This window comes from Roseburia zhanii, from assembly GCF_014287635.1.
In the GTDB taxonomy this organism is placed as follows: Bacteria; Bacillota; Clostridia; order Lachnospirales; family Lachnospiraceae; genus Roseburia_B; species Roseburia_B zhanii.
In genome coordinates, this window is sequence record NZ_JACOPH010000002.1 from 203,805 (window position 1) to 218,522 (window position 14,718).

Genomic DNA, 14,718 nt, shown 5'->3' on the forward strand with positions numbered 1-14,718 from the left:
TTCCAAACTTCTCTCATATATTAGCAAAACCGTACGATAAATCGTACTTTCCCACTGCTTTGCAGCTATTTTTTATATATCTTCTACATTCACACTTGCTTCTGTAATATGAAATTCTACCTGTGGACTCTGTTTTTTCACAAGTTCCATCAGCAGTTCCCAAAGCATATGCACTTGTGATACCAATACTGCATCGGCTTCAATACTATGCGGAAGAAGTGTTTCTAAGGAAAATAACCGTACTCCAAGCGGTGGCAGGAACAGATAATTGCTCGTATGTATTTCCCTGCCGCTAGTCTTTATCATTTCATAAGAGATCAGGCAGAATTCTTTTCCTCTGTATGTACAATGATAGGATACATAACATTCGTCTACCATCCATGTCTTTTCATCTTCTTCGACTGTATACTTTTTCTCATTGCCCTCTGTGGTCTGCACATCTAGGCGCCAGTTTAATGTTCCATCTTTGGTTTCTTTCTGCATTTTCATCAATGTCTGTAGTAATTCTTCTGGTTTCATCTATCTTCTCCTTATGTGATGCGTTCTTGTTGTATAGGTGGTGTTGATTTAGATTGAGCAATCTTACGAGTATGCTACAAGTGTTTTGATTTATTATAACATGAATTGTTGTATTTGCACGAAAAATCTTGATCAGAGATTTGAGTTCTTACAAATAGAATTTTTATAAATACCAATGAAGTTTCATCATATATCATTTCAGGGACAAACAGCTTAAGTTCTGCTTGTCCCTGATTTTTTAATTATGCAAAAGTTCTTATGCTGCTACCTATTTCCCCACAATCTCCGCTGTATCAATAAAATCATACGGTGTTGTCTGGTAAACGTAATAATTCAGCCAGTTAGAATATAACGCATTTCCATGCGAACGCCACTGAAGATTCGGTTTTTGTGAAGCATCATCATCTGGATAATAATTCTTCGGCAGGGAAATCTCAATCCCCTTTTCTAAATCCCTCTTATACTCTTTATCTAATGTCATGCGATCGTATTCTGGGTGTCCCATGAGAAAAATCTTTCTTCCCTCATCTGCAATGGCAAGAAAAACACCTGCTTCTTCTGATTCCGCAAGGATCGTCAGCTCTTTGATCGCACGGATATCTTCGGTACGGTTCTCTGTATTTCTTGAATGTGGTGCCATGAAATGATCATCAAATCCACGTACCAATGGCACTTTCCGGTTCATCACACGATGGTCAAAAATGCCAAATACTTTGTGGTCCAGAATATGTTTTTTGATTCCATAATGATAATATAAACCAGCCTGCGCGCCCCAGCACAAATGCATCGTTGACGTTACATGTGTTTTACTCCAGTCCATGATCGTGCAGACTTCTTCCCAGTAATCAACTTCTTCAAATTCCATTTTTTCTACCGGAGCACCGGTAATGATCAGTCCGTCAAACCGCTTTTCTTTGATGTCATCAAATGTCTGGTAGAATTTATTCAGATGGCTCATAGATGTATTTTTGGATTCATGGCTTGTAACCGTCAAAAATGTAATATCCACCTGCAATGGTGTATTTGACAGGGAACGGAGGAGCTGCAATTCTGTATCTTCCTTTAATGGCATCAGGTTTAAGATTGCAATACTGATCGGTCGGATATCCTGATGCATCGCCCTGTTTTCATCCATGACAAATATATTCTCTTTTTCTAATATTTCTTTTGCCGGTAAATCGCTCTGTGTACGAATTGGCATATGAACGCCTTCTTTCTATTTTAATCTGTCGTTGACTGGTAAATTACCATCTACTCTTATTTTTCCTGTATCATCTGTAACAGTTCATCTTCTGAGATTACGGAAATGCCTAATGTCTGTGCTTTTGTCAGTTTACTTCCGGCATTTTCGCCCGCTAGCAGGTAATTTGTCTTTTTCGATACGGAACCAGTGACTTTTCCACCGAAGTTCTCTATCATGGCTGCCGCCTCTTTTCGATCCATATTCGGCAGAGTACCTGTAATGACGAATGTAAGTCCCGCAAAACGCTGATCTTCTCCGGCACTCTCCTTACATTCCATATTTAAACCTGCCTGTTTTAATCTCTCGACCTGCTGTCTGTTCTTTTCATCTGCAAAAAAACGTCTGATACAGTCTGCGGAAACTTCTCCGATATCATCTACTTCCTGTAATTCTTCCATGCTCGCCTGCATCAGTGTATCAATATTCTGCATTTTTTTCATGATCGTTCTTGCTGCTGCTTTTCCAACATTTGGGATTCCAAATCCGGTCAGAAGTTTGTATGCATCATTTTCTTTTGATTTTTCAATCGCATCTAATAATTTATCTGTATTTTTTTCTTTTCCGATGATGCCTTCTTCAATCAGTGTTTTCCGATGGTCTTTTAGATCATAAATATCGGCAACACTACTAATATACCCCTTTCTGACTAATTCTTCAATATATACTGTTCCAAATCCCTTGATATCCATGGCATCTCTGCCCACAAAATTGATGATGTGCCGCTCTAACTGTGCCGGACAATTTGCGTTGGTACATTTGATATCTGCCGTATCACGATCTCTGACGGTTTTCTCTCCGCAGACCGGACAGACATCTGGAATCTGAAATTTCACCCAGTCAGATGGTCTTTTTTCTTTCCGCACTTCTTTGATCTTTGGAATGATCTCACCGGACTTGTATACGACGATGGTATCGCCAATTCCAATATCTAAATCGTCTATAAAATCCTGATTATGAAGTGTTGCCCTTGAAACGGATGTTCCGCACAAACGCACTGGTTCAAATACTGCTGTCGGTGTGATTCTGCCGGTACGTCCTACAGACAATTCGATTTCTTTTAAAACCGTTTCTTTTTCCTCCGGCGGATACTTATAGGCAACTGCCCATCGCGGCACTTTTGATGTTGCACCTAAGATCTCCCTGTCCTGATAACGGTTGATCTTGACAACTGCCCCATCAATGTCATAAGCTAACTTTCCTCTGTTTTCTCCGATCGCTTCGATCGCATCCCACACTTCATCAGCCGTTTTACATACCTTATAATCGTCGATCACAGGGATTCCCTGCTTTTTCAAATATTCATATCCCTGTGTATGTGTTTCAAACGTAATGCCTCTTGTCTGCTGGATATTAAATATGAACATGGAAAGTTTCCGTTCTTTTGTGACCGCAGTATCTAACTGGCGAAGCGTTCCTGCTGCACAGTTTCTCGGATTTGCAAATGTTTTTTTACCTAATAGTTCCTGTTTTGCATTGACTGCATCAAAATCCGCATTTTTCATATAAACTTCTCCGCGGATCTCTAAATATTCAGGTGTATCTTTTAATTTCTTTTTGACATCTTTTATCACTTTCGCATTTTCTGTCACATCTTCCCCAAAGTTAATGCCATCTCCTCTGGTTTCTGCTAATTTTAACTCTCCATTTTCATAACGAAGTGACATGGAAAGCCCATCAATCTTATATTCTACGACAAACTCCGGATCGTCTAGCTGCTCTTTCATTTCTTCGACAAAACGGATCACATCTTCTTTTGAAAAAACATCCTGCAGGCTTAACATTGGTACATTATGCCGTACTAAAACACCGGCTTCTCTTTTTGCCGATCCACCTACTTTTTTTGTCGGGGAATTAACAGATGCATACTCTGGATATTCCTGCTCTAATTTTTTCAATTCCTGCATCATCATATCAAATTCATAATCTGATATTTCCGGATTGTCCTCATTATAATACCGGTTGCTGTGGTATTCAATCTGCTTTCTTAAATCTTCTATTTTGTCTTTTATTTCCATTCTGTTACTCCTTTTTCGGCATTACCGGAACGCTTTTTGAATGTGCAAGCATGTGCATCAATTCCGTATATTCTTTCGTGGTCAGTTTCCGATAAGTTCCCGGTGCTAAATCTCCAAGATGGATATTCATAATCCTCACTCTTTGCAATTCTTCCACGCGATAGCCAAAATATTCACACATCCGGCGTATCTGTCTGTTATACCCCTGTGTCAGAATGATCTTAAACTTCCGTTTGCCTAATCTTTCTACCTTACATTTTCTTGTCGTAACGCCAAGTTCCACAAGGGGCACGCCCCCTGACATTCCCCGCAGGAATGCATCTGTGACCGGCTTATTGACGGTGACGATATATTCTTTTTCATGCATATTTCCGGCACGCATGATCTTATTGACAAGTTCTCCCTGATTGGTCATCAGTATCAGACCGGTGGAATCCTTATCTAATCTTCCAACCGGATAGATCCGTTTCGGATAATGGATAAAATCCACAATATTATTTTTCTCCCGCTTTTCTGCCGTACATACGATTCCTGCCGGTTTATGGACTGCAAGCAGGATCTTTTCTTCTTCTAATGTGACTTCTTTTCCCATAAAACACACTTTTTGTCCATCAAAAATACGATCACCCATCACAGCAATTTTTCCATCTATCGTAACATTGCCGTTTTCTACCTGCCGGTCGGCTTCTCTCCTTGAACATACACCTGCTTCACTTAAAAATTTGTTGATCCGAATCCCCTCTGCCATTGCCATCTTTCCCTTTAACTGTAGTCAACACTATATAAAAAACTGAAAATACGGAGACTTACTGTCATCTGACGTTCTAAGCCTCCGTACACTCCTTATCTGTTTTTATGTACTCTTAAGTACCTTTTCTGCTGTAATTACTTTAATAATTCTGTTTTGATATAGCCTGTCTTATCTCCATAAGTTACTTTTGTCCAACCTTCTGCATAACTCATGATAACTGTAACTTTTTCTCCTGAAAAAGCAGTTGCAACCTTTGGAGCATCCTCACTCATGGATTCACGGATATTCGTACTCTGTGTCAGTCTGATCACAGTTCCCTCTGCGATTGCACTTGTGTCAGTTGTTGTCTGTGCTGCATCTGTTGTTGTGTCTGCTGCCGGAGCAGTTGGTGCTTCAGTAGATAAAAATTCGGATTTCACATATCCCTGTGTACCATTGCTGTAATCGATACGACTCCATCCGTCTTTATCTTCTAATCTTGTTGTCTGTGAACCAGCTTCTAACTGCCCGATGACGTCTGCTGTTTCACTTGCTTCTGCACGTACATTAACTTTATCTGTAGCATATACAACGACTGCGGCTGCAAGTTCTTCTGCTTTCTTCTGTTCTTCCGCTGCCTTCTTAGCTGCTTCTTCTTCCGCTTTCTTCTGTTCTTCTTCGGCAGCTTTCTGTTCTTCCTCTGCTTTCTTTGCTGCTGCCGCCTGATCAGATGCCCATACAGTGATCGCATCCGGTATTGTCTTTTCTACCATGTTTTTCAGATTCTCATCCGCTGCAAGTGCATTATCATATTTTGTCTGCACATCTGTCTGTAATGCAGCAACATCGTCCTGCTGGCTGAATGCATCTAACAATGCCGACACCTCTGCATCTGTTTCGTATTCTTCCATCTGGGAATTGAACTGACCATATACATTATCGATATATAAAGAACCATCTTCTCTTGTGCGGATATAAAATGTTTCAAGACCCGGTGCAGTTGTATCTACATCTTTAAATTTTGCTTCTAAATATACAGATGCGATATAGGAAGTATCATCTAAACCTTTCTTTGTGTAGCAGGAAATGTTCTCATATCCTTCTACATACTGGCTGAATACTGCAATATAACTCTTTTCTGCATCTGAAAGAGGATCTGCTAATGTAGCAAGTGTATCTGTATCCCCATTTGCATATGCGGTGTAGTAATTGCTGATCAGTTCATTGATCTGCGGATACGCATCCTGTGTATAATTCTCTGCTGTTTCTGTTACTTCTGTCACAACCTCTGTAGCCGCATCTTTCTTCGGTTTGGCATTATCCGCACTATTACCTGAACATTTGGCAAGTACGATCACTAATACGATAAACAGACCTGCCGCTGCAATGTAACGCACATTTTTCTTGCAAAATTCGACTGCCTGTGCAAATTTCTCTGCCATTGTATTCTGTGTATCTGCTTGATTCTTATCTTTGTTATCCTGACTGCTCATTTGATTTCCTCCTGTTCTAAAACCAATTCTCAATGTAATATATCTATAATTTTTAAGTATTCTGCATTATTGTAATATTTTTGTAACAACATACATTTTTTAGAATAGCAAACCATACTTCAAAAGTCAAGCCGTTACAAGGATAAAATAAAAGAATTTGTTGACATTTTTCCTTCTATGTATTATTATAATTTTTGTTCTGCAACCGTAGTCTAACGGATAGAACACAGGACTCCGACTCCTGCAATGTGGGTTCGATTCCCGCCGGTTGCACTTACTTTGAAGGTTATGGGAATCACAGATTTCTATAACCTTTTTCATTACAGTTCAAAGCTATCCGCAGACTGTAACCATTTTTACGCAGATAAAAAGAACAGGAGATATGATTATGAGTTTTTCTTACTTAAAACAATTACCAAGTCCTTCAGAAATCAAGGAACAATATCCTCTTTCCGCTAAATTAACAGCATTAAAAGCAGAAAGGGATAAAATGATCTCAGATGTGATCACCGGAAAAGATAACCGTTTTTTAGTTATCATCGGACCATGCTCCGCAGATAATGAAGATTCTGTATGTGATTATGTCAGCCGTTTAACTGCCGTTGCCGAAAAGGTAAAAGACCAATTGATCATCATTCCGCGAATTTATACAAATAAACCACGTACGACCGGAGAAGGTTACAAGGGAATCGCTTCCCAGCCTGATCCTGAGAAAAAACCTGACATGTTAGCTGGTCTGATCGCTATGCGTAAAATGCATATCCGTGCGATCGAGGAAAGCGGACTGACCTGCGCTGATGAAATGCTTTATCCTGAAAACTGGGGCTATGTAGAAGACCTTCTCTCTTACGTTGCTATCGGTGCACGTTCTGTAGAAGATCAGCAGCACCGTCTGACTGTCAGTGGCTTTGATGTTGCCTCCGGTATGAAGAATCCGACCAGTGGTGACTTTACTGTTATGTTAAATTCCGTATATGCTGCACAGCATCCGCATCATTTTGTATATCGCGGATATGAAGTTGAAACAACCGGAAATCCTCTGACACATGTTGTACTCCGTGGGGCTGTATCCAAACATGGAAACTGTGTACAGAATTATCACTATGAAGATATCATGCGTCTTATTGAGAGGTATGACCAGATGGAACTTATGAATCCTGCTGCGATCATTGATTCTAACCATTCAAATTCCAATAAACAGTATGCAGAACAGGTTCGTATTGTCAAAGAAGTCATGCACAACCGTATTCTCTCTCCTGAGATCAGAAATATGGTAAAAGGTGTTATGATCGAAAGTTATATCGAACCGGGCAGCCAGAAAGTCGGTGAGCATATCTATGGAAAATCTATCACTGATCCATGTTTAGGATGGGAAGCTTCTGAAAAGCTGATCTATGATATGGCTGAAATGAATGCTTAATTTTACTGCATGATGGGATTTTCAGCAGCACCTAATCCAAAAATCAAGATAATCAATGAGCAGCCTCCTTTGCAAAAATCATTTTGCCAGAGGCTGCTCATTGATGATTTACAGGTAACTGTAGATAATATAAATTTTATTTAGAATGCTACAGTTTTTTCATTCTTCCACTTATTTCTACTACCTCACTTCAAAAAACGAATGATCTTCTGTAAGAGAAATGGATTCACATAACTTTCCATAAAAATCCCAAGTAACAATAATACTGCTCCGATCACAAATAATATCACGTATCGGATCGGATCATTCCCTCTCCGGTCTGCACTGACACATTCCGTCCTGATCCCTTTATATCGTTTTAAACCAAGATACCAGATTGCAATGACCGGCACATAAAAGATCCATTGCGGGAGAAAAAATCCCATCATTAACAAAACACCTTTTATCCCATAATTCATAATTGCGATCACTGCCAGAAATCCTGTTGAAAATCCCAGATAACAGATATATCCGTTTATGATAAATGTTCCATAGATTCCGATGCTTAAAAATAACAGCAGAAAAATTTTCGGAACCCTCTCATAAAACAAATATAAAAATAATTCCCTTCCACATATATCCGCATACAGATAGCGGTTGATAAAATATTCATTGATCGCACCAAATTCCCTGCCGGATGCGATGCCAAGAACATTAGCACTAATGACTCCACAAAGAAATACTGCAAAAAACAGTGTTGAACTCTTTTTCATTGCTATCCTCGTCCACATCATTAGTCTAACATATGTCTGTCTGTTCTCTTTTATACCACTGACTCTCTTTGCCTGTAAGCTATAATTTATCTGGTAACTATTTGATACTTCATCATTACTCTATTCATTCAGCTGCTTCTGTTCTGTCAGCTTTTGATCTTATTTGCATATGCAAGAATTGCAGCTACTGTTTTTGCATCCTGAATTTCTCCTGCATAGATCTTCTCACACAGATCTGATAATTTCCATGCTTCTACGTCGATAAATTCTTCTTCATCTAAGTGCTGCACTCCCTCTGTCAGCTCTGTTGCTAAATATACATCAATAAACTCATTGCAAAAGGCAACCGTTGACTTCAATGCTAACAGTTTTTCTATTTTGCCGCAGATATAACCGGTTTCTTCTTCTAATTCTCTTTTAGCACAGATAGCGGTATCTTCTGTGACACTGTCTCTGGCTCCTGCCGGTATTTCTAATGTTTCCCGGTCTAGCGCATTACGATACTGTCTGACCATCAAAATCCTGCCATCCGGCAGAACCGCAAGCACTGCCGCTGCACCTTTCCTATGCTCGATAAAATCCCATTCTGCGACTTTTCCGTCGGGCAGTTCAATGCTGTCTTTGTACATATTGACGATTGCACCTTTTTGGACTAATTCACGTTTTATTCTTTTTAATTTTTGAACCATTGGTTTATTCCTCCTTAAAATATGATAAAAAGGAAAGTATCGAAAACTCTACATTTCCAATACTTTCCTCTATTTTTCATCATACTATCGTATTACTTTGCATACTCAGTGACGCGGGACTCCCGGATTACATTTACCTTGATCTGTCCCGGATATTCCAATTCAGATTCTATCTGTTTTGAAATGTTACGCGCTAACAATACCATATCAGCATCGTTTACCTGCTCAGGAACTACCATCACTCGAATCTCTCTACCTGCCTGAATGGCAAAAGATTTGTCTACCCCTTTAAAACTATTTGTAATATCTTCTAACTGTTTTAATCTGTTTGAATATGTTTCTATTGTTTCCCGTCTTGCACCCGGACGTGCTGCGCTGATCGTATCAGCAGCCTGTACCAGACATGCAATCAAACTTTCTGGCTCTACATCACCATGATGTGCCTCCACTGCATTGATAATCAGTGGAGATTCTTTGTATTTTCTACATAATTCAACACCAATTTGAATATGTGAACCTTCCATTTCATGATCTACTGATTTTCCAATGTCATGTAGTAAACCTGCACGTTTTGCAGTACGGACATCTACACCAATCTCACCTGCTAAGAGTCCTGCAATCTGTGCAACTTCGATTGAATGTTTCAATGCATTCTGTCCATAACTGGTTCTAAATTTCATACGTCCTAACAGACGTACCAGTTCTGGGTGAATTCCATGAACGCCTACTTCTAATGTAGCAGCTTCGCCTTCTTCACGAATCATTGTTTCTACTTCTTTTTTGGCTTTTTCAACCATTTCTTCGATTCTTGCTGGATGAATACGTCCATCCACGATCAATTTCTCTAATGCAATTCTTGCAATTTCCCTGCGAATAGGGTCAAATCCAGAAAGGATAACCGCTTCCGGCGTATCATCAATGATCAGATCTACACCTGTAAGTGTTTCTAATGTACGGATGTTACGTCCTTCACGTCCGATGATTCTTCCCTTCATCTCATCATTTGGAAGCTGGACAACGGAAATCGTAGTTTCTGCAACATGGTCAGCAGCACACTTCTGTATGGCTGTAACCACATAATCCCTTGCTTTCTTACCAGCTTCTTCCTTTGCCTGATTTTCCAGTTCTTTGATCAATTTTGCGGTATCAAGTTTTACATCTTCTTCAACAGTTTTTAAAAGGTATTCTTTTGCCTGTTCGGAGGTAAGTCCTGAGATTCTTTCTAATTCCTGCACGCGCTCTTCATTCAGCTTAGCAATTTCTGCTTTTTGTCTGTTCAGTTCTTCTTCCCTCGCAATGAAACCTGCTTCGCGCTTCTCGATAGACTCTAACTTTTTATCTAAGTTTTCTTCCTTTTGCACGATTCGTCTTTCATTACGCTGGATCTCAGCCCGACGTTCACGTATCTCTTTGTCTAAGTCATTCTTACTCTTGATGGTTTCTTCTTTGACTTCGAGGAGAGTTTCACGCTTCTTCGTCTCGGCTGTCTTGACTGCTTCATCAATGATCTCTCTTGCCTTTTCTTCCGCACTTCCGATCTTCTGGTCAGAAACTTTCTTGCGGTAAGCAACGGTAATGAGATATGTGATCGGTACAGCAAGTACTAACGTGACTATCACAGCAATAATTACTTCTTGCACAGGAGCACCTCCTTTATTCAATTTTCATTGTACATATAACAAAAACTAATTCTTATCTGTCATAATTAACAATATATAAATATTATACTTTATTGCCAATTATGTCAAGTAGTTCTGACGCATCACATGAACTGTCCATACAGTACCTAAACACCTGCTGTTTAGGTATGTAAGAACGTGATTCAAGAGTGAGCAGTCCCCTTTTTACGAAGCAAAATCTTATATGGGACTGCTCAAAAGTTATAGTTCACAGTATGCCTGTGAACTATAACGCATCACAGCCATGATATCTGCCCCCTTAAATCCTCTGCGCATCAGAAACTGATACATTTTCCGATACTCTTTCTGATCTGCTGTATCTGCTGAAAATCCTTTTTTCTCAATCAGATCCATGATCTGCTGACGCTCATCTGAAAAAAATTCTTCTTCTAAACTTCTTGTGATCACATCTGTTGAAATGCCTTTCTGCCGCAGGTCATTATATAGCCGTCTTCTACTCCGCTTTTCCTGATGATAACGGATAAAAGTCTTTGCATAACGCAGATCATCCACATAATGATAATATTTCACATAATCGATTGCATCTTCTATGGATTCCTCAGGATAACCATTCTGCAGCAGTTTCTCACGAAGCTGGTATTCTGTTCTCTCCTGCCGCTCTAAAATATGCATTGCCCGCTTCGTTGCACGTTTTCCGATGACTTCATGTATCAGCTGCTGATATTCTTCTTCTGTTAATTCTGATGTTTCTTTCAGATGAAAAGCAGACGCTTCTTTTCTATAAAGGCAGAATCTTATGGATTCATTCAGACAAAGTTCGACCCTGCCTTTTCCGAGTTCTTTATACTCTGTTACTATGTAATGCATTATTCCTCTTTTGTATTCTTATCATCTTCTGGTTTTGCTGTTTCTTTTGACGGTTTAGCTGCTTTCTCTTCCGGCTTTTTCTCTGCTGTATTATCCTTATCATCAGATTCAATCAGTTCATAATGGATACGGACCTGCTTTTCTACATCGTCACGGATCTCCGGATGTTCTTTCAGATATTGTTTTGCATTCTCACGTCCCTGACCAATCTTTTCACCGTTGTATGCATACCATGAACCTGATTTATTGATAACATTACAGTCTACCGCAAGATCAAGAATATCTCCTTCCCTTGAGATTCCCTGTCCAAACATGATATCAAACTCTGCCTCTTTAAATGGCGGAGCAACTTTATTCTTGACAACTTTAATACGGACTCTGTTTCCGACAAATTCGCCCGCCTGCTTTAAGGTATCTATCCTTCTGACATCTAATCGTACAGATGAATAAAATTTCAGTGCACGTCCACCAGTCGTTGTTTCCGGACTGCCGAACATTACCCCGACTTTCTCTCGAAGCTGATTGATAAATATAACAATACAGTTAGATTTGCTGATCAATGAAGTTAGTTTGCGCAATGCCTGTGACATCAGACGTGCCTGTAATCCGACATGGGAATCTCCCATATCCCCATCAATCTCTGCCTTTGGTACAAGTGCAGCTACAGAGTCCACGATCACAATATCAATCGCACCGGAACGTACCATGGTTTCAGTGATCTCTAATGCCTGCTCCCCGCTGTCCGGCTGGGAAATATATAGATTATCGATATCTACCCCGATATTCTTTGCATAGACAGGATCAAGTGCATGTTCTGCATCGATAAATCCTGCGATTCCGCCCATCTTCTGTACTTCTGCAACCACATGCAGGGCAACCGTTGTCTTACCACTCGATTCCGGTCCATAGATTTCGATCACACGTCCCTTCGGAAGTCCACCGATCCCAAGTGCAACATCTAAGCTTAATGCCCCTGTCGGAACTGCATCAACATTCATCTGTTTTGCAGATTCCCCAAGCTTCATAATAGAGCCTTTGCCATAATCTTTCTCGATCTTAGCGATCGCTGCATCTAATGCCTGTAATTTATTTTCTATCTTTTCTTCTTTCTTATCGTCCTTTGCCATAATGATCTCCTTCAACATTTGCGAACTTATGTTCGTTTCTAGTAACAATAGTAGTATACTTTTCCAAAAAAGTCAACTACAAACTTTAAATTTTTTATAATAGGGATTGTAAGTGGAATCTTTGCTGTCTGCAAAATAACCTATCATCTATGATATAAAATCTTTCAGATAAAAGAAAAAAGACAGTTGAATCATTTCTTCAACTGCCTTTTAGTATAAATTTTCTTAAAATACTTGTCAAGCAATACCTGCCACAAAATCTTTCAGTTCTTCTAACTGCTGTACTCCTGACACACGTTTTACAAATACGCCTTTGTCCATCAGCACCAGAGTCGGAATGCTCATAATCTGGTATTTTAAAGCCAGAGCCGCTTCTTCATCAACATTAACTTTTCCGATCTTAACGGCATCTCCCATCTCTTTTACAAATTCCTCTAAGATCATGGACTGCATTTTGCAGGGCATACACCACTCTGCCCAGAAATCTAAAATAACAGGTACTTTACATGCCAATACTTCATCATCAAAATTATCTTTTGTAATTGTTGTCATTTCCATACAAAACGCTCCTTTACTTTAGTTCTTTCCAAACTCAGCCAGTTCAAGTCCCTCATTTCTGTCAAGCGTCATGCCGACACTCCATTCATTGACAAAGATAAGTAACGGATTGCCCTTAAGATCCTGAATTTTTTTCATATCCGATGTACCGGTCAGTTTATCAATATCGATATCCTTATTTTCAATCCAGCGGATATATTCGTGTGGGAGATTTTCAAGACGGATCTCCACGTTGTATTCATTTTCCAGACGATATTTTAAAACATCAAACTGAAGCACACCTACAACGCCTACGATGATCTCCTCCATCCCCATGCCGTATTCCTGAAAGATCTGGATCGCACCTTCCTGTGCAATCTGCGTGATACCTTTGACAAACTGTTTCCGCTTCATGGTATCTAACTGCCGCACTCTTGCAAAATGTTCCGGTGCAAATGTCGGGATACCTTCAAATTCGAACGGTTTTGCTGCTGTTGTGATCGTATCACCAATAGAAAAAATCCCCGGATCAAACACACCGATGATATCACCGGCATAAGCTTCTTCGATAATCTTTCTCTCCTGTGCCATCATCTGCTGTGGCTGGGATAATTTGATCTTTTTGTTGCCACCCTGTACATGGGTAACTTCCATGCCTGCAGTAAATTTACCGGAACAGATACGCATAAATGCGATCCTATCCCTGTGGTTTTTATTCATATTTGCCTGGATCTTAAAGACAAATGCGGAAAAATCTTCATCAAACGGATCTTTTTCTCCCTCATTTGACCGTCTTGGCAATGGAGAATATGTCATCTGTAAAAAATGCTTTAAAAATGTTTCCACACCAAAATTTGTCAGTGCAGAACCGAAAAATACAGGTGAAAGTTCTCCCTTTGATACAAGATCCATGTCAAATTCTGCGCTTGCACCGTCTAAGAGTTCGATCTCCTCCAGCAGTTTCTCGTAATTTTCTTCACCGATCTCTGCCAAAAGGGAATCATCATCGATCGAAAGGATCTTTTCTTCTCCCTCTTTTGTTCCTTTTTGTGTATCACTGTAGAGCATGACTTCTTTTTTGTTGCGGTCATAGACTCCTTTAAAATTCTTACCGGAACCGATCGGCCAGTTGATTGGACAGGTTGCGATCCCTAATTCCTTTTCGATCTCATCTAACAGATCAAAGGTATCGTTCGCATCACGATCCATCTTATTGATAAATGTAAAGATCGGGATATGCCGCATCACGCAGACTTTAAATAATTTTCTTGTCTGTGCCTCTACACCTTTTGAACCGTCAATGACCATGACTGCGGAATCTGCTGCCATCAGTGTACGGTAAGTATCTTCCGAGAAGTCCTGATGCCCCGGTGTATCTAAGATGTTGATACAATATCCGTCATAGTTAAACTGTAATACAGAAGAAGTAACAGAAATACCTCTTTCTTTTTCTATTTCCATCCAGTCGGAAACTGCATGTCTTGCGGTTGCCTTACCTTTGACAGAACCTGCTAAATTGATCGCTCCTCCATAGAGAAGAAATTTCTCTGTTAATGTCGTTTTTCCGGCATCCGGATGGGATATGATCGCAAATGTCCTTCTTTTTTCTATTTCTTTTCTTAAATCAGCCAAAATAATTCCTCCGAACCATAATGTAATCGTAACTGTCACATATTATAACAAACT

Annotated in this window: 13 protein-coding genes and 1 tRNA gene; 2 read left to right on the forward strand and 12 right to left on the reverse strand. The window is 39.8% G+C overall.

The window, feature by feature from the left end; translation table 11 throughout:
- Positions 1-72: 72 nt before the first annotated feature.
- From H8S17_RS04050 to H8S17_RS04070, 5 genes are all read right to left on the reverse strand, one after another.
- Positions 73-519: a hypothetical protein gene (locus H8S17_RS04050; protein ID WP_186866342.1), complete on the reverse strand. Its 447-nt coding sequence runs from the start codon at positions 517-519 to the stop codon at positions 73-75.
- Positions 520-787: 268 nt separating this feature from the next.
- Positions 788-1,720, reverse strand: coding sequence for a homoserine O-acetyltransferase MetA (gene metA, locus H8S17_RS04055; RefSeq protein WP_186866343.1), 933 nt, complete (start codon positions 1,718-1,720; stop codon positions 788-790).
- 56 nt (positions 1,721-1,776) lie between these two features.
- Positions 1,777-3,777: an NAD-dependent DNA ligase LigA gene (ligA, locus tag H8S17_RS04060; protein WP_186866344.1), complete on the reverse strand. Its 2,001-nt coding sequence runs from the start codon at positions 3,775-3,777 to the stop codon at positions 1,777-1,779.
- Between the two features lie 4 nt (positions 3,778-3,781).
- Positions 3,782-4,525, reverse strand: coding sequence for a 23S rRNA pseudouridine(2604) synthase RluF (gene rluF / locus H8S17_RS04065; protein ID WP_186866345.1), 744 nt, complete (start codon positions 4,523-4,525; stop codon positions 3,782-3,784).
- A gap of 137 nt (positions 4,526-4,662) precedes the next feature.
- Positions 4,663-6,000: an SH3 domain-containing protein gene (locus H8S17_RS04070; RefSeq protein ID WP_243237964.1), complete on the reverse strand. Its 1,338-nt coding sequence runs from the start codon at positions 5,998-6,000 to the stop codon at positions 4,663-4,665.
- Between the two features lie 201 nt (positions 6,001-6,201).
- Between H8S17_RS04070 and H8S17_RS04075 the strand changes: the two genes are divergently transcribed.
- Together H8S17_RS04075 and H8S17_RS04080 are read left to right on the forward strand one after the other, a co-directional pair.
- Positions 6,202-6,273, forward strand: a tRNA-Arg gene (locus H8S17_RS04075).
- Between the two features lie 115 nt (positions 6,274-6,388).
- Entirely contained in the window at positions 6,389-7,420 is a 1,032-nt protein-coding gene (locus H8S17_RS04080) for a 3-deoxy-7-phosphoheptulonate synthase (RefSeq protein ID WP_186866346.1), read from the forward strand.
- Positions 7,421-7,605: 185 nt separating this feature from the next.
- Here the strand turns inward: H8S17_RS04080 and H8S17_RS04085 are convergent, their stop codons facing one another.
- The 7 genes from H8S17_RS04085 to H8S17_RS04115 all read right to left on the reverse strand — a co-directional run bounded on the left by H8S17_RS04085 (position 7,606) and on the right by H8S17_RS04115 (position 14,664).
- Positions 7,606-8,172 (reverse strand): stage II sporulation protein M, encoded by a 567-nt coding sequence (locus H8S17_RS04085; protein ID WP_186866347.1) that lies wholly within the window; start codon positions 8,170-8,172, stop codon positions 7,606-7,608.
- Positions 8,173-8,318: 146 nt separating this feature from the next.
- Positions 8,319-8,861: an NUDIX domain-containing protein gene (locus H8S17_RS04090; RefSeq protein ID WP_186866348.1), complete on the reverse strand. Its 543-nt coding sequence runs from the start codon at positions 8,859-8,861 to the stop codon at positions 8,319-8,321.
- A gap of 92 nt (positions 8,862-8,953) precedes the next feature.
- Complete coding sequence (gene rny, locus H8S17_RS04095) at positions 8,954-10,501, reverse strand: ribonuclease Y (RefSeq protein WP_186866349.1); 1,548 nt, start codon at positions 10,499-10,501, stop codon at positions 8,954-8,956.
- 240 nt (positions 10,502-10,741) lie between these two features.
- Positions 10,742-11,368 carry a regulatory protein RecX gene (locus H8S17_RS04100; protein ID WP_186866350.1) on the reverse strand — a complete coding sequence of 209 codons (627 nt, stop codon included), beginning with the start codon at positions 11,366-11,368 and terminating at the stop codon, positions 10,742-10,744.
- The gene (gene recA, locus H8S17_RS04105; protein ID WP_186866351.1) at positions 11,368-12,495 is read right to left on the reverse strand and encodes a recombinase RecA; all 1,128 of its coding nucleotides are present in this window, start codon (positions 12,493-12,495) and stop codon (positions 11,368-11,370) included. Before recA ends, H8S17_RS04100 begins: the two co-directional genes overlap by 1 nt.
- Before the next feature lie 237 nt (positions 12,496-12,732).
- Positions 12,733-13,053: a thioredoxin gene (gene trxA, locus H8S17_RS04110; protein WP_186866352.1), complete on the reverse strand. Its 321-nt coding sequence runs from the start codon at positions 13,051-13,053 to the stop codon at positions 12,733-12,735.
- An 18-nt stretch (positions 13,054-13,071) separates the two neighbouring features.
- Entirely contained in the window at positions 13,072-14,664 is a 1,593-nt protein-coding gene (locus tag H8S17_RS04115) for a peptide chain release factor 3 (protein WP_178051229.1), read from the reverse strand.
- Positions 14,665-14,718: the final 54 nt, after the last annotated feature.